Source organism: Psychroflexus sediminis (assembly GCF_900099815.1).
Lineage (GTDB): Bacteria > Bacteroidota > Bacteroidia > Flavobacteriales > Flavobacteriaceae > Psychroflexus > Psychroflexus sediminis.
Map to the genome: position 1 here is coordinate 64,584 of NZ_FNCW01000002.1, position 20,957 is coordinate 85,540.

The following is a 20,957-nucleotide window of genomic DNA, read 5'->3' on the forward strand; positions in this document are numbered from 1 at the left end:
CATACAAGAGCATCCTTTAAATAATTTTAAGGATGCTCTTGCAACGGCCGCTGTTTATTTAATCAACAGATAATTGTAGGCTTTGGAACGATAGAGTACAAGGATAATGTTGGCTAAAAATAAACCACTGGTTAAAACTAATTCATCAATTTCATCGGGTTCAAGAAAAATATGAAACAGCAAAATGTTTAGTGTAATCGGCAACAAAGATAAACCACCGATAAGACTTGTTTTTTTCCAGAGGACCAGAAGTCCAAAGATCAGTTCACATAAGCCCAATACCAACCAAAAGTACCCGGTTTGTTTCATTCCACTGACATACAGCACTAATTTACTGACGTGTTCAAGATCCTGATCAAGGTAGTTCTGGGCCTTGTCAACAACTTCCTGTGGCTCTGCAAACGGTGTTTCGAATTTAGAAACACTGCCATAGATCATCATTCCGCCAAGGAAAAACTGCAAAGCGATGATAAAAACAGATTGAATTTTCATGGCTTTAGTTAAAAGTTACCTGTCCTTCATTAGGATTGTAAGCATATCTAAAGGTGTAGTATCTGGACTCATCCTGAAAAGGATCAATGTCAGAAGGTGCATCCTTGTAATAACTTAATATTTCAAATTTTGCGTATTTCCCATCGGTGGTTTCTACCAAAAGTATTTTACCTGGAATTGGATTCAGGATATTAGTTGTAAAGTCGTAATTATACCAGCCATTACCACTGCCAGCAGGAACAGCAAAGCCCTCGTGGCTGTCTTGGTCAAAACTTGTGTCTGCCGGAATTTCCGTAATATCTTCAAAGGTGGCACTGACCAGTGTAATACCGGCATCGGAAGTTCTTAAGGGTTCGTCTATGGTGCCGGTTACAGTCCCTCCATTCACAGCGATGGTGGTGCCTCGAAACGCAATATCCCATTCGGTGTCGCTGTCTGTTATTTGACCAGTCTCAAAATCAAACTTGGTAAAAGAACCTGATATAGGTTCGCCTCGGCCGCCTTCCTGCGGAGCGTGTAAATTCTCAATGGTGGTTGATTCTACTTCTGCTAATGCCATGACGTCATCATCGTCTGAGCAGGAAAGCATACATAGCGACATCAAAATAAACGGAGTTAATTTTAAAGTGTTCATAGGGTTTGTGTTTTGGGTTAATTTATAGTTGAAATTGAATTTTTCCTGTTATTCTTATACCGGGCAGATTGAGTAAGCCGGTCTGCTCGTTATTGAGGATATTTTCACCGACGAGCTGAAACCTGTAGTTTTTGAACAGGCTTTTGCTCAGTGTGAGATTTAAAAGTGAAAAACCATCCACAAAAGAATCGTCGTACTCATCGATGAGAGCATTACCGTTAGTGTCAAACAAGGCATACCTGGACCTGTAGTTTAACCTTAAGTTGGCAAAAGCTTTCCATTCAGGGATGTTATAATGGATTTTGAAATTTACTAAATGCCTGGAACGGTTGGGCAGTCCAAAATAGTCTGAAAGCTCCAGTCGCCTGGTGATCAAAGTTTCCGGGTCTCTTATAAAGACTTCTCCGTCCTCAATGCGGTCTTCCGCTTCTTTATCAAACGCATACAGCAGCTGGTAGCCTAAAGACAGTTTCAGATTTTTAGTGAAGGCGTAGCTCAGATCGGTTTCAAGACCCGTGGTGTAAATGTTGTCTCGGTTGACATAGCCAAACACATTTTGACCATTGGTTTTGCGGGCGATAATTCTGGTGTCTATCAAGTTTTGAATATCATTTCTAAAGGCATTTAAGCTAAAATCAAACTTATTTTTCTGATAACTCAAGCCAAGATTTACACCTGTTGAGGATTCAGCGCCCAGCGGCTGCCCTAAGTTTTCGGGGTCTACCGTTAAACTGAGTATTTGACTGCTGTTTTGAAGTCGTTCTATCACTGCTTCTTCCACGCGATTGCCAATCACCGTATAGCCTACAGCAGAGTTTGTAAAATCTAAATACAATTGTCTGAAATCAGGAGCCTTAAAGCCGGACCCAACAGAAGATTTTATACCGATGTGATCATTTAATTTATAAATAGCTGAAGCTTTGGGGCTGAACTGAGAATCGTATTCACTATGGATATCAAATCGCCCGCCCAGGATGAGGTCTAGTTTCTGAAGGGGTGAGAAGCTATGCTGAGCATAGATATACTGCGAATAGAAACGGACTTCATTTTCGAATAAATCCCGGTCTAAAAATTCAAAATTACTTCCAATACCAGCTATCACTTCGTGCCTGGAATTGAGGTTATAAGTTAAACGTAATTCGGGCCGAAACATTCTTTGATTAAAATCTGAATCGAAAAGAACATCGCCATTAAGGGGGTCAAGCTCAAGTTGATTGGCCTGGTATTGTGTGAAATACAATTCATAATCGGCAATGAGTTTTGAGGACCACTTGTGCTGAGTGATTGACGTTATATTGGTATCCCATTCTTCGCTTTCACCAGAAATATCAATATCCTGGTAAAACACTCTATAATTGATGGCGGTTTTTAAATCTTCTGAGAATTTATAATTTAAATGAGAAGAAAAGGTATAATTTTCAAAAGGGTCAACCGTATTTCCATTGAGATTCTCATCAAGATCGAATCCTCCGGAACTCAGGCGGTTTAAAAAAACGGCGTATGAAAACGTATTCATTTTTTGTTTGGCAGACAGGTTGAAGTCTGAAGTTTCAAAACTGCCGAAGGCCGCGTCTACACCAAGATCTAATTCCCTGTCTGATGGTTTTTGGGTGATGATGTTTATGACACCCCCAAGGGCTTCAGAACCATACAGGCTGGAAGACGGGCCTTTGATGATTTCTATGCGTTCGATATTACCCAAAGCCAACCGGGATAAATCTAAATTACCCGATTGTCTTCCTACCACAGGCACGTTGTCGATCAGAATCATAATGTACTCAGAATTTATGCCCTGCATCTGAATGCCTTTAAACCCGCTTTGATCTGTGATGCTTGTTATTCCCGTTTGTTCGTTTAAAAGTTCATCTGCACGTCTTAAACCTGTATTGGATATAACTTCCCGGCTTAGCACTGTTACAGGCATGGGAATGTCCTGACGTTTGCGTTCTGAACGTGTCGCGGTAATCACAACTTCTTCTAAATCAAAATAGGATAAACTGTCTTCTGTAGTTTGTTTAGTCTCCTGCGTAAAACCAGTATACACCAGGGAAAAGAGGAGAATCCACAATATGTTAACCGACAGCTTATCCATTTATTAAGACTAATTAAAAATAAATATTAGGTAAATATATTACACTATTTATATTCAATCCAAATAAAAATAATAATTTTACAGGGTAATTTAAAAATTCATTGTCATGAAAACTTTTTTAACCTTTTTAAGTCTTTTGCTCTTACAGAGCTTATCGAGTCAAACCAAACTTGAACAGGACCGACAGGCCATCAAAGCCATGTGCGGTTGTTATGAAGTGCAGTTTAATTTTTCCGAAACCTTTAAGCATGCACAGGATTCTACCTATACCCCCTCACCAGATAAAATCGCTGGCGGATTAGAATGGGTACAGTTGGTAGAAGATGAGTCAGATAAAATCGCGATGCAGCATTTATTGATTGTAGGCCCGGAAGAGCGGAAGCAAATCGTAAAGCACTGGCGACAGGACTGGTTGTATCAAAATCAGCACCTGTATGTATATGATGCTAATAAGCACTGGAAATATCAGGAGCTACCTTATGATGAGGTTATTGGACAGTGGACGCAAAAAGTCTATCAGGTGGATGATAGCCCGAGATACGAGGGCACAGCTTCCTGGGTGCATGTCGATGGCAAGCATTATTGGGAAAACACAACTCCCGCTCCATTGCCAAGACGTGAATTTAGTATAAGGGATGACTATAATATTACCCTGAGAACCAATCGACATGAACTCACCGATTTTGGATGGGTGCATGACCAGGACAATAAAAAAATTCTAAAAACCGAAGACGGTCAGGAAATTGTGCTGGCCGACGAAAAAGGCTATAACACCTACACCAGAGTAGAGGACAGTAAATGCAAAGCCGCTCAGGACTGGTGGACCAAACACAGCAATTACTGGGCTGGTGTCCGCGCGGAATGGCAATCTGTTTTTGAAAATAAAGAGAGCCTTAGCATGCTTAAAAGTATAGACGATAAGCCTTTATTTATGCATATGTTTGAATTGCAGGACCAGGAATACAACAGCCAAAAAATCAAAAACCAAATCAGGGCCTTCCTAAAATAATCTATTGACTTTTTATAGAACTGATGAAATACCATTGAATGAGGTGCTTTTTATTCTGATTTAGAACATACTTCATAAACAGCATTTCATATTTTGACAAATAGCCTTCTCATACCGAGAAGGCTATTTGCGTTTATAAAGAAAACTTAAAAAATTTTAGAAATATTTAATAATTGCTTAGTTTTATTGGTAGCAAACTAAAAAATCAACTTTATTTATATATAAATTAGATATATAGATTAAGTTTATAGCTAGTTTATATTTAAATACATTTTCTTTATAGTCAAATTAAAATTCGCTTACTATGGAAGACAATAAAAATTCAAAAGATGCAAACCACAAGGTTTGGGAAGTCAATGAATCCTCAGCTAAATGTCCATTTCTCAATGGAGATACCAAAGGCGTTGCCGGCTCCGGTAACGATAATAGAGACTGGTGGCCTAATGCATTGAATTTAAATATTCTGAGACAAAATTCATCTATGGCCAATCCTATGGATGAAGATTTTGATTATGCTGAAGAATTTAAAACGCTTGATCTTAAGGCTGTAAAAAAAGACCTGGAAGAGCTGATGACGACAAGCCAAGACTGGTGGCCTGCAGATTATGGTCATTACGGACCCTTCTTTATTCGTATGGCCTGGCATGCGGCGGGGACCTATAGAATACAAGACGGAAGAGGAGGAGCAGGATCGGGTTCTCAGCGTTTCGCACCACTTAATTCATGGCCGGATAATGCCAATCTGGACAAAGCCAGATTGTTATTGTGGCCCATCAAGAAAAAATACGGAAAGAAACTCTCCTGGGCAGATTTATTGGTCCTTACAGGCAATGTGGCCCACGAGTCCATGGGGCTTAAAATGCAGGGATTTGGTGGCGGACGTGAAGATATTTGGCAGCCGGAAGAAGATGTATACTGGGGAGCAGAAAAAGAATGGCTGGACAACCAGTCACGTTATGAAGAGGGCGAACTGGAATATCCGCTTGCCGCTTCTCATATGGGATTGATTTACGTTAACCCGGAAGGACCTAATGGAAAGCCAGATCCTATGGGTGCTGCACACGACATACGCGTAACTTTCGGTCGTATGGCCATGAACGATTATGAAACAGTTGCGCTCATTGCCGGCGGACACACCTTTGGTAAGACACATGGTGCTGCCAGCGATCTGGATTATGTAGAGGCAGAACCAGCCGGCGCTCCTATGGAGATGCAAAGCATGGGCTGGAAGAACAATTATAAATCCGGTAAAGGCGTAGATACCATCACCAGTGGTCTCGAAGGGGCCTGGTCCGAAACGCCTACCCAATGGAGTAACCAGTATTTTGAAAATTTATTCAAATACGACTGGGAACTGACCAAAAGCCCGGCAGGAGCATACCAGTGGAAACCAAAAGACAATGCAGGGGAAGGAACAATTCCGGATGCACATGATCCCGATAAAAAACATGCGCCGTTTATGCTGACGACAGACCTGGCGCTGAAGGAAGATCCGGAATACGAAAAAATATCAAGACACTTTTATGAGAATCCGGAGGAATTTGCAGAAGCCTATTCCAAAGCCTGGTATAAATTAACTCACCGGGATATGGGACCAATTCAAAGGTATCTGGGTACCGATGTTCCAGAGGAAGAATACACCTGGCAGGACCCTGTCCCTGCAGTAGATCATGACCTGATCAATGCTACAGATGAGGAAGGACTAAAAAGAAAACTGCTGGATACAGATTTATCCATTTCAGAGCTGGTCTCTACAGCCTGGGCTTCGGCCTCTACCTATAGAAATTCCGATAAGCGCGGTGGTGCCAATGGGGCACACATCCGACTGGAACCCCAGAAAAACTGGGAGGTGAATAACCCGGAACAACTGTCCAGAGTGCTGGAAATCCTAGAAAAAGTTCAGACGGACTTTAATAATTCCCAGTCAGGAAATAAAAAAGTATCTCTTGCAGACCTTATAGTTCTCGGAGGGAATGCCGCCGTAGAAAAAGCAGCCGAAAAAGCAGGGTATGATATCCACATCCCGTTTTACCCGGGAAGAACCGATGCCAGTGCAGAACAAACTGAAATCGACTCTTTTGAGGCTCTGGAGCCGAGAGCCGATGGATTCAGAAACTATTCCAAAGGCTATCCAAAAGTCACCGAAGAAGAAATGCTGGTGGACAGATCCAATCTATTGACGCTCAGCGTACCTGAAATGACCGTGCTTATTGGCGGTATGAGGGCTTTAGATACTAATTACGATCACTCCAGGCATGGGGTGTTTACCGATCAGCCTGAAGTCTTAACCAACGATTTCTTTGTGAATCTCTTAGATATGGGGACGACCTGGAAAGCGGCAAACGAAGAAGAAACCTTGTTTGAAGGTACCGACCGCCGGACGGGGGATATAAAATGGACAGGAACGCGGGCAGATCTTATTTTTGGGTCCAATTCAGAACTGAGAGCCCTTGCAGAAGTCTATGCTACCGATGATGCCAAAGAAAAGTTCGTGAAAGACTTTGCCGCAGCCTGGAACAAGGTCATGAATCTGGACCGTTTCGATTTGGATTAAGTTTTGATTTTAGTGTGATGATTTGAAAGGGGATTTGGAAACAAATCCCCTTTTTTTATGTCTTCACCGGAATGCTTTTAAAAAAGCTTTTTTTTGAATTTGTTTCCATTAACCTGAAGCTGGGCGATACATTTCTTAAGGTCTGTAGGCAACTTCTTTATCCAGTCTGCTGAGGAAGTTCGCCTGAAGGGGAGAAGAACAACTAAAGCTGAGATAAACGATTGGAAGGTTTCCGAAAGCTGATTTTTATACTCAACCGTATTCAAATTCTATTTAAAAGTGTATGTTTATAAGCACCAAATGTGGTAGCCTTATTATCCCTGGGGAATAATTAATAAAGGCGTGGTTTTATGGATTTATAACGAATTAGCTGCAAGATGAAAAACATAATTTTAAATTTAAAACAATGAAAGACAAACAAAACAACAAAAAGAAATACGGGAAATTTTTTGCGATGATTGCAACCTCGATGATTGCAATGTTTCTATTAATGTACACGCATTCTTATCAAATAATCGACCACTTTTGGTTTAGTGAAACTCGTCTTTTCATGACCATAATAATGGGTGGTGCGATGATAATTATCATGCTTGCCTATATGCTCAATATGTATAAACGTAGGGCAACTAACATTGTTATATTTGGACTTGGAGCCATAATGATAATCGGAGCAATTTGGTTAGTTCGAAGTCAAGTAACTGTTACTGATACCGATTATATGGAAGGGATGATTCCGCATCATTCGATTGCAATATTGACTAGCGAAAGAGCAAAAATCAAAGACATTAGAGTTAGAAAACTTGCAGACGACATCATTAAAGCTCAACGCAAAGAAATTATGGAAATGGAATGGCTCATCAAAGATATTAAAGAGAATGGAATAGTAGAAACTGAAGCAGAAAAGGAAAATAGACCTGTTCCAAAATTTGAAGGACGATTGGATAAAGAAACAAAAAAAATTGAAATCAAATAAAAAGCCAGCAGCTAACAAGGCATAAAGCTTATGGCGGGGAACGGCTGCCAGCAAGGTTTTCGATCCGTAACCAACTTTGATTTTGGTGGACAGAAAAGAGCTCCGAAACCGCCACAAGCCATATGCAAACCGTTGCCATTCATTGAGCAACCAACGCTTAAGCAATTAAGAATTTTGAAAGACCATCTTATATGAAAAAAACAACATTATTTATCATTGGATTAGTTTGGATTTTAGCTTTAATGATTTTAATAATATCTCTGACTGATTTGTATCCAAATAATGTTTTTAGTGAATATCGCTTAATCATCGGAATTGCCTTTATTTCTATAACTGGCCTTTTAAAACTAATTTACAATTCTGTTACAAATAAAATAACCTAAGAAGAAAAGATAGTAATTTGTGAAAATGAGCAAGTTTTTGGAATAGCTCTCTCAAACGGAATTTAAAAATATTGAGAAATAATACCTTAAACTGAATTCACTCAAACTCAAAAAAACCGAAAACGGATTTTAGCCAAATAATTTGAAATCTGAAAAGAACAATGAAATGAAAACATCGCATATGTTTTATAGCTAACTATCTTGCTGAATCGAAAATTTCGGTTTGTTTATATAAGAAAAAGTATAGCCGAAAAACTTGCGCTTGTTTTCCCGCCACAAATTCATATGCAAGCCCCTTGTAAAGCATTAGCAAACTAATCTTACTATTAAATTTAATTATTAACTTAATGCCCTAATACAATCTGATATGAAAAAAATAATATTGACTTTAGTATTTGCTTTAGCTTTTGGAAACTCAAATGCTACTGAGAAAGAAGTAATTATAGAAGTAGTTTTTGAAAATTTAACTGAGAAAGACCTAAACTCTGGTGTGTTTTTTATAACTGAAACAAATGAGAGAATTGAAATTAGCAATACTAAAAGTTTTACAGTAAAATTACCAAGTAAAGGGAAGTATCAATTTGGTTTTGCAACAGATGAATTCAATGCTTACACTTATTATCCTGCAAGGATTAGCAGTAAAAAGAACACCATTACAATCAGATTAGAAGAAAAAAAAGAAAAGATTTTTAAGACAAGATATTCTCATTTCCCACTAAATAAGCGAACAAATTTAACTGATGAGCAAATTGAACTTGAAATTTCAAAGGGGAGTTTAAACTTTATTATTCACGGAATTGACAATACAATACCAGAAGGTTTTACTGAATTCAAAGAAAAATATGGAATCGGAGTTCAAAAAGAAAATTGCGTTGTTGATCCTTTATCTTTCAAAAAAGCTAATGAAAATAATCAAATGATATCAGATTACTTAACTGAAAAATATGGTAAGAATTGGCTTAATGAATTGCCAATTAAACCGTTTGGTATAAAGTAAAAACGCTCTGCATTATCGCAAATGTTTTATGGCTAAAACTTTGCTTAATCGAGAATGTCAGTTTTTAGCAAGTAATAGTTAATCTGAAAAACTTGCGCTTGTTTGCCAGCCAGAAAAACTTATGCGAAGAACATCGGTTTTCACCTAAAAACAAGATATTGCCCTTAAATTAAAAACCATGAAAACGATTACAGTTCTTTTTATCGGTCTGCAGTTATTCTTTAATCACGCATTTAGTGAACTCGAAACCACCGACATCCAGGCCCTGGAAGTGATTGAAAACAGAACGGAAATGAATGGCATCTACTATCACTATAAAATAAAGAATACAGGAACTACAGTCATTCCCGCGGGAAGCTACGAGGTCTTTTTAAAAGTCAATGGTGAGACCGTCAGTTTGGATACAGCGACCTCTGCATTAAAGCCGGGACAAACCCTAAACTATGAATCTCAAAAGACGTTTTATAAAGAGGATCACGAGTTTTTGAATTACACCCTCGAAATCAAAATGGAAGACTCAAATCCGGCAAACAACACCCTGAAAGGACGGTCTATACTTTAATCCTCCAAGTAGCCGTTATGCGATGCTCTTGTGTTATAACATGTAATAAAACCCAGATGAAGAATCCATCTCACTTCCTGCTTTTAAAACCTTAGCCGCAATCCCAATCCGTTCGCGTTTCCCACCAGACTGACTTCCGGCTGAAATTCCCGAAGAAAGGAGGTTTTATTCTGAGCATTGTAGAGCGCGACACCTTCTTTCAAATATTTTTTAGAACGGTAAGATAACGGAATAGCCACTCCAACTAAAGCTCCGCCAACAATGGCCAGAACCCAGTTTGTTTCCCCCTCTCCAAGGGCCTGACCAACAGGAATGCCTACCAGGGCTCCACCTGTAAATCCTAAAATAGTCGATAAGATGTTTTGTGATTGCGCTCTTTTGATGAGGTCATAACTTTCAGAAACAGGTTCAGTTTCTGCAAGGAGTTCTTTCCACGTCAGTTCCTGGTCACCCTGTTTAAATTCATAGCCCCACAAATCCTGACCCACAGTGATTTCCTGAGAAAAGCAGAGACTGGAAGCAAAAACCAGAAGGAGAAAAAGGAAATCTTTGAGTTTGGCATGTTTTAATTTCATGGTATAACTAAGTTGGTTTGACATTTAAAGCTACACATTTTCCTGAGATTGAAACTCAGGCATTAACTATAACTGAAAATCCTGGTGAAAAATACAAGTAAAAAGCCCTGTTCTGCCGGAAATGGCGAGGGTCACGCCCAAAATGTGCCTGAAGCTGTTGACCTCCAAAAGCATAGATTTCTAAAATACTTTATATTATGAATACCCTACCTTTGTAAATAATTCAACAATATTTATCGATATTGCTGCAATTTTTGTTTATTCGCTTTCGTTAACAAATTGTCGACTATTGGAGGTTTAATTTGACTTGTTTTAATCCTATGAAATATCTTATCATCATGTGTTTGATCTTTTGGAGTTGTACTGACGACAGGTCTCTGGACCCCGAAGACTTTGAAGCCAGACCCACCTTTGAAGTCAACGTGTTCCAAACTCAGTATGCTGCTGAATTAATCAATGCGGGAAATGATTCGATTCCGGTTTCTAATACACTACGGGATTATATCGATGTGGATTTTCTGAATGAACAATTCAATGCTGATTATTTAGTGGGATTAACCTTTAAAGTTCTGGCAGGTAACAGCATCAACAGGAGGCAAAATTTGAATTTTATTTTTTATGACGACAATGATGTAGAGACTTATAGAGTTTCAGAACCTATTGCCGCTGGAACAGAAGACCAGCCAACAGTTAAAAGCTTTTCTGTAGTGTTGAATGCTCAGGAAATTGCCATTATCACCTCAAGCGTAAGAGCCGAATTTTTTGTAAGACAGGCTTCAACAGCTACCAATTCTGGTCGTATGCAGGTAGAATGTATTGTGGAAGCAAGCTATTTATACACTGGAGAATGAGGTATAGATGTATTCTTTTTTTTTTGGTGATTTGCAATTCCTTATGGAGTCAGGATAAGCATTTGCTTTATAACCAAACCCACAATCCGCAGTCTTTAATGCTGAACCCCGGTGCAGCTTATGAAAAAACAGATTTTCATGTGGGTGTACCTCTGCTTTCCAATATCTATGCTTCGGTGGGAAATACGGCGCTCAGCGTGGATAATCTTTTCAATGCCAATGATTTTAATACCAGTGTAGTTGCAGCAATCGACAGAATTTCATCTGATGATTTTGCTGCCCTAAATCAGAAAATTGACCTCATCAGTGTGGGTTGGAGGCAGGAGCAGCGGTATTATACCGCAGGGGTCTATCAGGAAAGTGATGCGGTTACCAACTTGCCCAAAGACTTGATTGACCTGGCTTATTTTGGAAATGCAGGTCAGAATAGAAGTTATGACATCGGTCAGATCAATTTCAGAGCGAATCTGCAGACGGTTTTTCATTTTGGAATTAATGAGCAAGTCGATGAAAATCTGCATCTGGGAGCGCGAGTGAAACTTTACACCTCAGATGTGAACATACGATCGGTAAGAAATACCGGACGTTTTATAACAAGAGAAAGTGAAACGGGACTTCTGCTTGAACAAAGCATAAGTAATCTGGACTTAGCTTTTGATAGCGCCGGGTTAGAAAATAATGATGAATTTGCTCCGGGAGATGTGCTGGTGGGTTCCAATCTGGGCTTGGGTATAGACCTTGGGCTATCTTATTATTTTAATGAAAGGCTTGAGTTTACCGCCAGTCTTTTGGATCTTGGTTTTATTCAATTTAAAAAAGATACGAAGAGAGTCACCGTTCGAGGTTATTATGAATACGAGGGTCTCGGAATTCAGTTTCCGAATTTCGCTCAAGGCGATGATCTCATTACCTATTATCAGAATTTGGGCGATGAAATCGAAGAGAACCTTCCCAATGAAACCACATCAGAGGCCTACTTATATATTCAGCCTGCAAAACTGAATCTGGGACTGAGCTACAATTTTGGAGAGGAGGCCAGGCTTTGTGAATGTGGTTTAAGATCTGCAGGAAAGCCTTCCGGAAACCAAACTTTAAGTTTGCATAGCTTTACCATGGCAAGCGCCGGAAATTTATTTTATAGTCTTAATGTGATGTACCAGAGAAGCTTTTGGAACGCTTTTTACGTCAAGGTAAGTCTCGGGATAGATCAGTTTAACAAACCAAATTATGGAGGAGGTGTGGCCCTGGATGTCTGGAAAGTGAACCTATTTTTAAATGTAGATCGGCTTAACAGCTTCAACAATATTTATAATGCGGAAGCATTAGCTTATCAGTTTGGGATGAATTTGAAGTTTTAGGTTTTTTTAAATCTGACCACATAGCCTATGTTTTCCAGAACAATCCAACATTCCTGTGTGTTTACAAATTTCACAGTACCTTGTATGTGTTCAAATCCCAGAGCGGTCATATCCAATTTCTCACCTGGTTTTAGCTTTTCCAGACCCTGGCTTTCAAACTGACTGTCTTCAGCCATAGATCTTAAACTTTCAACTTCTTCAGAAGTGACTTTTGCAGGTTCTCCAAGCCAATACAGATATCTCACGGCATGTTTCCTGTCGAAAACCCTGTCTCTTTTGTCCTCATCGATATTTACCAAAATCATGGAAGGCAATAAGGGGGATTCGATTTTTTTCTTGCGATCACTCCATTGTTTTATTTCCACTTGAACGGGGCAGTAGGCCTCAATACCATCCTGAAGCAGCTGTTCCGCAAGCTTTTTTTCGGCTCTTGGTTTAGTATAAAGCACAAGCCATGGAGAAGGTGTTTTGGAAAGAGAATTCATAAAAAAAAGGGGTATCTGTCAAGTCTTGTATTAGTCCATATTGATTTGGAAGGGATGCTTGAGGCCTTTAAACTGGTCCAGCTCAGCGGTAAGTGAGCCTACAGCCAATTCAGCTTCAATTTTTAAGGGAATTTTATTTTTATCTGCAGAGACCCAAAAGGTAAGGCTTTCACTTTCTTCAAACACACGCTCCGCCTTGACGTAGGGTCTGAATTTGAGAGCAGCAACCTTACCAAATTTTGTTTCTATGGTTTCATAGCCCAAAAATTTGGTTTTAAAATTATAGTTTTCATTATCAAAAAACATATTTAAATAGAATTCCTGACCGACTTCTAGTTTATTAATATCTATCGTATTTCTGAGTTTATAGAATGCAGAAAGCATATCCTGGGTGTTGTCCATCATATCGAAAGTCTCTATGGTATTGTGTTTGAAGTCAACGACTTTTACGCGATTGGTAAGATGGTCAAAAAACAATTCTTTGTTTTTTTTGTACCCTCCCTCATTGATGTCTCTTATAAATTTTAAGGGTAAACCTTCATCTTTTGTAATATAAGTTTCATACCGGTCTCTTACTTTAAAAAACAAGTCTAATAGTCCGACACTTTTTCCAATACCAACAACATGGAAAACCTCTTCATCATTTAAAAGCCTTTTCTCGATTTCCAGACTTGCGGTACTGGTATTGAACCAACCGTATTTGATTTTGAAACTAAGCCACTCACCGTCACCGTAAGCAGATTGACTAAACCCGGTAAGAGCCCAAAAGAAAAAAAAGATACTAAGTATGAGTTTCATAATTTCATGAGGTTTATTCAAATTTCAATATAATCAATTAGCATGCCCCTTATTTTATGACGACTTTAATAACGAGGATTAAAATGAAAAGCCTCTTCATTAAAAAGAGGCTTTTGGGTTGGTTTAAACAGAAGTTTATTATAAGGTCCCTCTTAGGTTCTGCTCCCGTTCAATAGCCTCAAACAAAGCTTTAAAGTTACCTTTGCCAAAAGATTGAGCCCCTTTGCGCTGAATGATTTCAAAAAACATCGTTGGTCTATCCAAAACCGGTTTGGTGAAGATTTGTAATAAATAGCCTTCATCATCGCTATCTATCAAAATGCCAAGTTCTTTGAGTGGCGCCAGGTCTTCATCAATTTCTCCCACCCGGTCCAATACTGTATCATAGTAAGTTTCAGGAATATTCAAAAATTCAACACCTCTGCGTTGCAATTCGCTTACGGTTTCGATAATATTATCGGTTGCCACAGCTATATGCTGTACGCCGGCACCATTGTAGAAGTCGATGTATTCTTCGATTTGAGACTTCTTTTTTCCTTCAGCGGGCTCATTAATCGGGAATTTTATGCGTCCATTTCCGTTGCTCATCACCTTGCTCATCAGTGCGGTATATTCCGTGGAAATATCCTTATCATCAAAGGAAAGCAACTGAGCAAATCCCATGACATCTGCATAAAAATTCACCCAGGTGTTCATTTCATTCCAGCCTACATTTCCTACCATATGGTCGATGTACTTAAGACCAACACCTTCGGTTTTGTAATCTTTTGCCCAGGCCTTATAACCGGGTAAGAACGGTCCGTCATAATCTTTTCGTTCTATAAAGAGGTGAATGGTTTCCCCATAGGTATGTATCCCTGAGATCACAGCCTTCCCGTGCTCATCTTCAATGCTGTAGGGTTCGGCATAAGGCCTGGCACCGCGTTTTACCGTTTCTTCAAAGCTTTTGGCAGCATCATCTACCCAGAGCGAAACGAATTTTACACCGTCCCCATGCTGATTGATATGCCTGTTGATGTCTCCCCCATCGCCCATGGGGCTGGTGAGGACCAATCTTATCTTACCCTGCTGCAGGACATAAGAAGTCGTGTCTTTTTTCCCTGTTTCAAGTCCTGAATAAGCCACCGGCTGAAAGCCCCAGGCGGTCTGGTAGTAATAGGCTGCCTGCTTTGCATTCCCTACATAAAGTTCTACAAAATCGGTTCCTAAAATGGGTAAAAAATCCTCTGCTTTAGTATTGACTTTTGGTAATTTCTGGCTGGTGGTATCTGTACTCATCGGTCTATGTTTTTGATTCAATTTTTATCTGATTCAGTGCTTTGGTCGTTCCTCTCATCTCCTCCCTGTAGCTGCTGGGGTGAAAACCTGTCTGCCGCTAAAGGCATGCTTACTGTTATAAGTCTGTTTCGCCAAAGCTTAGCAGGTTTAGTGTTTATCTTCCAGCCACGATTTATGATAGCTGTCATCGGCGATTGCCATGCCTTCTTCCGTAATTTTTAAAGGTTTGAAGGTATCGACCATCACAGCGAGTTCTTCAGTTTTGGTTTGTCCTATGCTTCGTTCAACTGCCCCCGGATGAGGGCCGTGTGGAATCCCGGCGGGATGCAGAGAGATGTGTCCGGCTTCTATATCGTTTCTGCTCATAAAATCTCCATCTACGTAATATAAGACTTCATCACTGTCTATATTGCTATGGTTGTAGGGTGCAGGAATACTTTCGGGATGGTAGTCAAATAATCTCGGGCAAAAGGAGCACACAACAAAAGCATCGGTTTCAAAAGTTTGATGTACAGGAGGCGGCTGATGAATTCGACCCGTGATGGGTTCAAAATCATGAATGGAAAAGGCGTAAGGATAATTATAGCCGTCGTAGCCAACCACGTCAAAAGGATGAGTAGCATAAACCATATCAAACAACTGATTTTCCTTTTTCACTTTAATCAGGAAATCTCCCTTTTCATCATTGGTTTCCAGTTCGTAAGGCTGTCTTAAGTCCCTCTCGCAAAATGGGGCATGTTCCAGCAATTGTCCAAAGTGATTCCTGTAGCGTTTTGGGGTATAAATTGGTCTTCTCGATTCTACTATGAAAAGCCGATTATCCTCGGTTTCGAAATCGATTTTATAAATTATTCCTCTGGGGATGAGCAGATAATCTCCGTAGTCAAAATCCAAATTTCCAAGATGGGTTCTCAGTTTTCCTTTGCCTTTATGTACGAATAATAATTCGTCGGCATCCGCATTCTTATAAAAGTAATCGTGAAGCGATTGGGTAGGAGCAGCAAGGATAATATTGACATCATCATTATGTAATACCGTGGATCTGCTGTCCAGATAATCCGGTTGTGGAATGGTTTTGAAGCCGTGAAATTTGTAAGATTTCAAATTTGTATTCACTGCAATTTTTGGTGTAACATCTTTGTGTCCCAGAATTTCTTTCACCTGGGTAGGGTGATGTTCGTGGTAGCTGTTGGTAGACATTCCATCAAAACCAATAGTTCCAAAAAGCTGCTCACGATATAGAGACCCGTCGGGTTTCTTAAATATGGTGTGTCTTTTATGTGGTATTTTACCAAGTTTATGGTAGAAAGGCATAATTTTTACGGTTTTATCAAATATCGTGAAAATAGATGTAATCCTAAAGTTTGAGATATAGATTCTCAATTTTAAATCTTAAGCTGAAGTGCCAGGCCCTTTTTCACAATAGAGATTAGCCTTATTTCAAAACCTGTCAAATTCTATTTCACCTCAGGCTCATAGAGAAACCGCCAGGAGAGCAAGGACACCATTTAACTCTAAAGCAGTTGATCAAAACCAGAAGCCCAGACTCACAAACCAGGTATTTTCTTTGGTTTCCGGGGAATACGAATACTTCAGATCTATAGGTCCAATTATGGTTTGAGATCCCAAGCCAATGCTATATCCGGAAAAACTTGGGGTAGTCAGCCAATTTCCAGTGGACAGCAGGTCGTCTTCTACATTGGCGTAGTTGGCTGTGAAAAGAAGGTGATTTCTTTTGTAGAAATTGTAATCTATTTGAACAATGCCCTTGATGTAGGAATCTGCAGAAAGCGTGAAAAAATCATAACCTAAGAAATGCCTGAAGTTATTGATGGTTTGATTTCCAAACCCGCCCAGGAAAAAATTGAGAGCTGCCAAATTTTCATTTCCAGTTCTAAAGCCTAGCTCTGAGCCGATGTAACCGGAGACATTTTTGAATAAAGGCTGAGCATAGCCAATCTCACCTTTGGCAATAGCAAATTCGGAGTAATCGTCAAACAGAGGAAAATAAATATTTAACTGACCAGAAAATAAAAAGCCCGAGCTCGGGTAGAATTTATCATCCAGCGTATCAATTCTGAGGTATCCAAATGTGCTGAATAAATTGTCCTTTTCTATAATGGTTTCAGCTTCGTTGACTTCTGGATCTTCGATAAAGGTTTCAGTTGTTGCTTCTAAAAATTTATACTCAGCCCCAAGTCCAAATTTAAAGTCTTTGGTGAGAAAGGTTTCAGCATAAATTTGATTGGTGAAGTCGTTATTCTCCAACCGGACCTGGTTCAAATTTAGCATATTTTGAGAGCCGACATTCTGTTGTATAAATTCAAAATTTACATCCTCTTCAAATTGATTAAACCTGGAGGTAAACCCAATACTCCAATAGCGTCCTTTATCGATGTAATAACTCAAATTGTACCTTAAGTTATCCCCAATAATCAAATCTAAAGAGGCCACGTCATTTACAAAGAATAAACTCTTTTGAGTGAGGTTGGCAAGAAAGCTTGTTTTGTAAAGCTGGTCATAATGTACTCCAAATTTAAGCTGTGTATTTTGTTCACTTTCAAACATTCTTAAAGTCAGATCCTGATAGCTGCCATTTTCAGAAAGTGTATAATTAATCTTTTCAAAACTGCCTGTTGCCGATAAATTATTTAAACCGGCATTTAACTGATTGAAGCTTGTTTTTTCAAAAGATTCTACTTTCAGCTTTCCTGTGATGTAATTTCTTGGAAAATTTTCATTACCGATTATGTTTATATTTCCAATATTTACATATTCCGGGACTGAAATAGCTTGGCGTGTAAAAGTCCCTTTTTGAACTTCGGTAATCTTTTTAAGAGATTCTATTTTCGCTCGTGCCGCTATTTCTCCGTTTTCGATAATTTGCGCACCCTGATCAAAAGACAAAACCGAAAAATCTTTGATGTCGGGTTTGATATAAACATCTGTTTTCAGACTCTTTTCTTTAGCAGACTTAATGGTTCTAAAATTGTTGACCTGGCTGAGGATTTCTAAACCGCTTCCCAAATCTTTCCTATCTCTTAAGTCATCCTGAACATTTACCGCGATAATAATATCCATTCCTTTGGCCCGAACTTCATCAACTGGGAAATTGTTGAGAACTCCGCCATCTGTCAGCATCATTCCGTCTATATAAACAGGGCTGAACAGGGTGGGTATCGCTCCGCTTGCAGAGAGTGCCGTAGCAAGGTTTCCTTGTTCTATAATCACTTCCTCACCTGTCTCTACATTGGTCGCTACACAAAAAAAAGGGATGGAGAGCTGAGAAAAATCCTTAACCTTAACATGAGATAACAGCTGAGCATAGAGGTTATAAATATTTTGCCCTTTGGACACTCCCGAGGGGAATTTAATTTGAAAATTATCAAACGGAAGTTTTAAAACGTAACGCTCAGAATCTTTCCTGATATTAAAACTTTTGGAACTTCTTGGTAAATCATCCTGAATTAAAATTCCAAAATCTGTGGTCTTGAAAATAGAGTCAAGTTGATGAGTCGTATATCCCGAGGCATAAAGTCCGCCTACAATTGCCCCCATACTGGTTCCTCCTATATAATCTATCCTTACCCCTGCTTCTTCAATGATTTTTAAAACGCCAACGTGAGCCAGGCCTTTGGCACCACCACCACTTAAGGCCAGTCCAACTTTGATGTCTTTTCCGGATTTTTGCAAACTATCAAGTTGATTGAGGTCAAGATTTTGACTCCAGACCAAAACAGGAAAAAGCAGGAGGAATAAAAAATTAAGTTTCATCTTGAGTGTGGTAATGGGTATAAATGAGATTAGCCTTGGAAACTCCAATGACATCTTCAAGCTCTTTCAGGCTTGCCTTCTTTACCTTGGTTATAGATCTAAAATGCTGCAGCAACTCGATGGAGGTTTTTTCTCCGATTCCAGTGATTTCTTCCAATTCTGTACCAATGGCATTTTTGCTTCGCTTATTTCTGTGAAAGGTAATGCCAAACCTATGAGCCTCATTCCTTAATTGCTGGATGATTTTCAGAGTTTCTGTTTTTTTGTCAAGATACAATGGATATTGATCCCCGGGATAAAACAATTCTTCAAGGCGTTTGGCAATACCTATAATCGGAATCCTACCCCGTAATCCAAGGCGTTCCAAAGCTTTAACCCCGGAAGATAACTGCCCCTTTCCTCCATCGACGATAACCAGGTGTGGCAAAGGCTCATCTTCCTCCAGCAGTCTCCTGTAGCGTCTGTAAACCACTTCCTCCATAGACGCGAAATCATCGGGACCTTCTACCGTCTTAATATTGAATTTTCGATAATCTTTCTTGCTGGGTTTTCCATTTTTAAAAACGACGCAGGCCGCAACAGGATTTGAGCCTTGAATGTTGGAATTGTCAAAACATTCGATATGGCGAGGTTCTTCGCTCAGTCTTAAATCTTCTTTCATTTGAGCCATCAACCTATTGGTATGCCGGTCTGGATCTACAATTTTCATTTGCTTAAAACGCTCCATGCGGAAATACTTCGCGTTTCGCGTAGAAAGGTCCACAATGGCTTTTTTATCTCCCAGTTTCGGAACGCTAACTTTTACATATTCACCAGCCTCCACTTCAAAAGGCACATAGATTTCCGGAGACTTGGACTCGAAGCGCTGTCTGATTTCAGTGATGCCCAATTCCAGTAATTCTTTGTCTGTTTCATCCAGTTTTTTCTTCATTTCTATGGTATGAGAGCGTATGATAGCCCCGTGAGACAATTGAAGAAAATTGACATAGCCATAACCTTCGTCACTAACAATGGAAAACACATCTACATTACTTATTCTTGGATTGACAACGGTAGATTTGGATTGATATTTTTCCAGGGTGTTAATTTTTCTCTTCACTTTTTCGGCTTCTTCATACCTCATTTCTTCAGCCAGGTCATGCATTTGTTCCCTGAAATCTTTCAGAGAATCTTTTAGATTGCCTTTGACAATATTCCGTATCGCCTCGATTTGTTTGAGGTAGTCTTCTTCATTCTGATAATCTTCACAGGGGCCTTTGCAATTTCCCAAATGGTATTCCAGACAGACTTTATACTTTCCCTGGTCGATTTTTGCCTGAGATAAATCGTAGTTACAGGTTCTGAGCTGATAAAGACCTTTAATCAATCCCATCAGTGTTTTCACCGTTCGGACGCTAGGGTAGGGGCCGTAATATTCGCTGCCGTCTTTTATGACCTGTCTCGTTAAAAACACCCTGGGGAAGCGTTCATTTTTGATACACAGCCAGGGATAGGTTTTGTCATCCCTCAGCATAATGTTGAATCGCGGCTGATGTTTTTTGATAAGATTATTCTCCAGCAAGAGGGCGTCCATTTCAGAATCCACAACAATGTGCTTGATGTTTTTAATCTTCTTTACCATCACCCCAATGCGGTGACTGTCGTGCTGCTTATTAAAATAGGAAGAAACTCTTTTTTTAAGGTTTTTGGCCTTACCTACATACAAAATCCTGTCGTCTTTATCATAGTATTGATAAACACCGGGACTTTCGGGAAGCGTTTTTACTTGTATGTCTAGGTCTGTGGTTTCCATAAATTCTGATCATAGCAAAGTTAAGTCTTATGCCTGAAATTTGGTAGAGCTTTATAAGAATGAAATGGTATTTTAATACGCTTAGAAATTTCATTACATCTAACTTTTATAAAAAGATGTGAAAATCAAACTTTATTTTGTTTTAGTAATCTTATATTTTTTGTTGTACCAATGCATTAGCCCGGTCCAGTGATACAGAAATGGCATTATAAAATATTGAATTTGGATCTGTATTCAGCGGTTTAGGAGCGCTAATTAATAAGCAACCGAACGTAAAGGGGCTTAAGGTTTTATTCAAAGGCCTGGCTCAAGGTGCAGCGGGAGGATATTTGATTTTTGAAAGTAAAAGG

18 protein-coding genes are annotated in these 20,957 nt (G+C 39.4%); 8 read left to right on the forward strand and 10 right to left on the reverse strand.

Annotated features, from left to right (window positions below):
* Window positions 1-54: 54 nt before the first annotated feature.
* The 3 genes from BLP81_RS01750 to BLP81_RS01760 are packed head-to-tail and all read right to left on the reverse strand — an operon-like array spanning window position 55 to window position 3,218.
* Complete coding sequence (locus BLP81_RS01750; protein ID WP_093364861.1) at window positions 55-492, reverse strand: hypothetical protein; 438 nt, start codon at window positions 490-492, stop codon at window positions 55-57.
* A 4-nt stretch (window positions 493-496) separates the two neighbouring features.
* Window positions 497-1,126 carry an HmuY family protein gene (locus BLP81_RS01755; protein ID WP_093364862.1) on the reverse strand — a complete coding sequence of 210 codons (630 nt, stop codon included), beginning with the start codon at window positions 1,124-1,126 and terminating at the stop codon, window positions 497-499.
* A gap of 22 nt (window positions 1,127-1,148) precedes the next feature.
* On the reverse strand, window positions 1,149-3,218 hold the full coding sequence (locus BLP81_RS01760) for a TonB-dependent receptor plug domain-containing protein (protein ID WP_093364863.1): 2,070 nt from the start codon (window positions 3,216-3,218) through the stop codon (window positions 1,149-1,151).
* Between the two features lie 106 nt (window positions 3,219-3,324).
* Here BLP81_RS01760 and BLP81_RS01765 point away from each other — a divergent pair, with 106 nt between their 5' ends.
* From BLP81_RS01765 to BLP81_RS01795, 6 genes are all read left to right on the forward strand, one after another.
* Window positions 3,325-4,227, forward strand: coding sequence for a DUF6607 family protein (locus BLP81_RS01765; RefSeq protein WP_093364864.1), 903 nt, complete (start codon window positions 3,325-3,327; stop codon window positions 4,225-4,227).
* Between the two features lie 304 nt (window positions 4,228-4,531).
* Complete coding sequence (katG, locus tag BLP81_RS01770) at window positions 4,532-6,781, forward strand: catalase/peroxidase HPI (protein WP_093364866.1); 2,250 nt, start codon at window positions 4,532-4,534, stop codon at window positions 6,779-6,781.
* Window positions 6,782-7,187: 406 nt separating this feature from the next.
* Window positions 7,188-7,754 carry a DUF305 domain-containing protein gene (locus BLP81_RS01780; protein ID WP_093364876.1) on the forward strand — a complete coding sequence of 189 codons (567 nt, stop codon included), beginning with the start codon at window positions 7,188-7,190 and terminating at the stop codon, window positions 7,752-7,754.
* 191 nt (window positions 7,755-7,945) lie between these two features.
* Complete coding sequence (locus tag BLP81_RS01785; RefSeq protein WP_093364878.1) at window positions 7,946-8,137, forward strand: hypothetical protein; 192 nt, start codon at window positions 7,946-7,948, stop codon at window positions 8,135-8,137.
* Between the two features lie 367 nt (window positions 8,138-8,504).
* Window positions 8,505-9,134, forward strand: a complete 630-nt coding sequence (locus BLP81_RS01790) for an FEKKY domain-containing protein (RefSeq protein WP_093364880.1) — start codon at window positions 8,505-8,507, stop codon at window positions 9,132-9,134.
* A gap of 178 nt (window positions 9,135-9,312) precedes the next feature.
* Entirely contained in the window at window positions 9,313-9,696 is a 384-nt protein-coding gene (locus tag BLP81_RS01795) for a hypothetical protein (protein WP_093364882.1), read from the forward strand.
* An 83-nt stretch (window positions 9,697-9,779) separates the two neighbouring features.
* Here the strand turns inward: BLP81_RS01795 and BLP81_RS01800 are convergent, their stop codons facing one another.
* Window positions 9,780-10,295 (reverse strand): hypothetical protein, encoded by a 516-nt coding sequence (locus tag BLP81_RS01800; protein ID WP_176752666.1) that lies wholly within the window; start codon window positions 10,293-10,295, stop codon window positions 9,780-9,782.
* A 296-nt stretch (window positions 10,296-10,591) separates the two neighbouring features.
* Here BLP81_RS01800 and BLP81_RS01805 point away from each other — a divergent pair, with 296 nt between their 5' ends.
* Both BLP81_RS01805 and BLP81_RS01810 read left to right on the forward strand, forming a co-directional pair.
* Window positions 10,592-11,122 (forward strand): hypothetical protein, encoded by a 531-nt coding sequence (locus tag BLP81_RS01805; protein ID WP_093364891.1) that lies wholly within the window; start codon window positions 10,592-10,594, stop codon window positions 11,120-11,122.
* The gene (locus BLP81_RS01810) at window positions 11,119-12,480 is read left to right on the forward strand and encodes a DUF5723 family protein (RefSeq protein ID WP_093364894.1); all 1,362 of its coding nucleotides are present in this window, start codon (window positions 11,119-11,121) and stop codon (window positions 12,478-12,480) included. Before BLP81_RS01805 ends, BLP81_RS01810 begins: the two co-directional genes overlap by 4 nt.
* Here the strand turns inward: BLP81_RS01810 and BLP81_RS01815 are convergent.
* The 6 genes from BLP81_RS01815 to uvrC form a co-directional block, all read right to left on the reverse strand.
* The gene (locus BLP81_RS01815) at window positions 12,477-12,965 is read right to left on the reverse strand and encodes a UpxY family transcription antiterminator (RefSeq protein WP_093364897.1); all 489 of its coding nucleotides are present in this window, start codon (window positions 12,963-12,965) and stop codon (window positions 12,477-12,479) included. The two genes, BLP81_RS01810 and BLP81_RS01815, sit on opposite strands and share 4 nt — an antisense overlap.
* Window positions 12,966-12,995: 30 nt before the next feature.
* Window positions 12,996-13,763: a DUF3108 domain-containing protein gene (locus tag BLP81_RS01820; protein WP_093364900.1), complete on the reverse strand. Its 768-nt coding sequence runs from the start codon at window positions 13,761-13,763 to the stop codon at window positions 12,996-12,998.
* 138 nt (window positions 13,764-13,901) lie between these two features.
* Window positions 13,902-15,041 carry a 4-hydroxyphenylpyruvate dioxygenase gene (hppD, locus tag BLP81_RS01825; protein WP_093364903.1) on the reverse strand — a complete coding sequence of 380 codons (1,140 nt, stop codon included), beginning with the start codon at window positions 15,039-15,041 and terminating at the stop codon, window positions 13,902-13,904.
* Window positions 15,042-15,188: 147 nt separating this feature from the next.
* A complete protein-coding gene (locus tag BLP81_RS01830) occupies window positions 15,189-16,355 on the reverse strand; it encodes a homogentisate 1,2-dioxygenase (protein ID WP_093364907.1) in 1,167 nt (388 codons plus the stop codon).
* A 213-nt stretch (window positions 16,356-16,568) separates the two neighbouring features.
* Window positions 16,569-18,815, reverse strand: a complete 2,247-nt coding sequence (locus tag BLP81_RS01835; protein ID WP_093364909.1) for a patatin-like phospholipase family protein — start codon at window positions 18,813-18,815, stop codon at window positions 16,569-16,571.
* Window positions 18,805-20,607, reverse strand: coding sequence for an excinuclease ABC subunit UvrC (gene uvrC, locus BLP81_RS01840; RefSeq protein WP_093364912.1), 1,803 nt, complete (start codon window positions 20,605-20,607; stop codon window positions 18,805-18,807). The genes BLP81_RS01835 and uvrC overlap by 11 nt, the downstream gene beginning before the upstream one ends.
* Between the last annotated feature and the right edge of the window lie 350 nt (window positions 20,608-20,957).

What these genes read in the sequence shown, in the direction of transcription:
- BLP81_RS01760 (WP_093364863.1), bottom strand. Translation starts at nt 3,218, where the DNA reads ATGGATAAGCTGTCGGTTAACATATTGTGGATTCTCCTCTTTTCCCTG.
- BLP81_RS01820 (WP_093364900.1), bottom strand. Translation starts at nt 13,763, where the DNA reads ATGAAACTCATACTTAGTATCTTTTTTTTCTTTTGGGCTCTTACCGGG.
- BLP81_RS01810 (WP_093364894.1), top strand. Translation starts at nt 11,119, where the DNA reads ATGAGGTATAGATGTATTCTTTTTTTTTTGGTGATTTGCAATTCCTTA.
- BLP81_RS01750 (WP_093364861.1), bottom strand. Translation starts at nt 492, where the DNA reads ATGAAAATTCAATCTGTTTTTATCATCGCTTTGCAGTTTTTCCTTGGC.
- BLP81_RS01795 (WP_093364882.1), top strand. Translation starts at nt 9,313, where the DNA reads ATGAAAACGATTACAGTTCTTTTTATCGGTCTGCAGTTATTCTTTAAT.
- BLP81_RS01815 (WP_093364897.1), bottom strand. Translation starts at nt 12,965, where the DNA reads ATGAATTCTCTTTCCAAAACACCTTCTCCATGGCTTGTGCTTTATACT.
- BLP81_RS01780 (WP_093364876.1), top strand. Translation starts at nt 7,188, where the DNA reads ATGAAAGACAAACAAAACAACAAAAAGAAATACGGGAAATTTTTTGCG.
- BLP81_RS01765 (WP_093364864.1), top strand. Translation starts at nt 3,325, where the DNA reads ATGAAAACTTTTTTAACCTTTTTAAGTCTTTTGCTCTTACAGAGCTTA.
- katG (WP_093364866.1), top strand. Translation starts at nt 4,532, where the DNA reads ATGGAAGACAATAAAAATTCAAAAGATGCAAACCACAAGGTTTGGGAA.
- uvrC (WP_093364912.1), bottom strand. Translation starts at nt 20,607, where the DNA reads ATGGAAACCACAGACCTAGACATACAAGTAAAAACGCTTCCCGAAAGT.
- BLP81_RS01755 (WP_093364862.1), bottom strand. Translation starts at nt 1,126, where the DNA reads ATGAACACTTTAAAATTAACTCCGTTTATTTTGATGTCGCTATGTATG.
- BLP81_RS01805 (WP_093364891.1), top strand. Translation starts at nt 10,592, where the DNA reads ATGAAATATCTTATCATCATGTGTTTGATCTTTTGGAGTTGTACTGAC.
- BLP81_RS01785 (WP_093364878.1), top strand. Translation starts at nt 7,946, where the DNA reads ATGAAAAAAACAACATTATTTATCATTGGATTAGTTTGGATTTTAGCT.
- BLP81_RS01790 (WP_093364880.1), top strand. Translation starts at nt 8,505, where the DNA reads ATGAAAAAAATAATATTGACTTTAGTATTTGCTTTAGCTTTTGGAAAC.
- BLP81_RS01835 (WP_093364909.1), bottom strand. Translation starts at nt 18,815, where the DNA reads ATGAAACTTAATTTTTTATTCCTCCTGCTTTTTCCTGTTTTGGTCTGG.
- hppD (WP_093364903.1), bottom strand. Translation starts at nt 15,041, where the DNA reads ATGAGTACAGATACCACCAGCCAGAAATTACCAAAAGTCAATACTAAA.
- BLP81_RS01830 (WP_093364907.1), bottom strand. Translation starts at nt 16,355, where the DNA reads ATGCCTTTCTACCATAAACTTGGTAAAATACCACATAAAAGACACACC.
- BLP81_RS01800 (WP_176752666.1), bottom strand. Translation starts at nt 10,295, where the DNA reads ATGTCAAACCAACTTAGTTATACCATGAAATTAAAACATGCCAAACTC.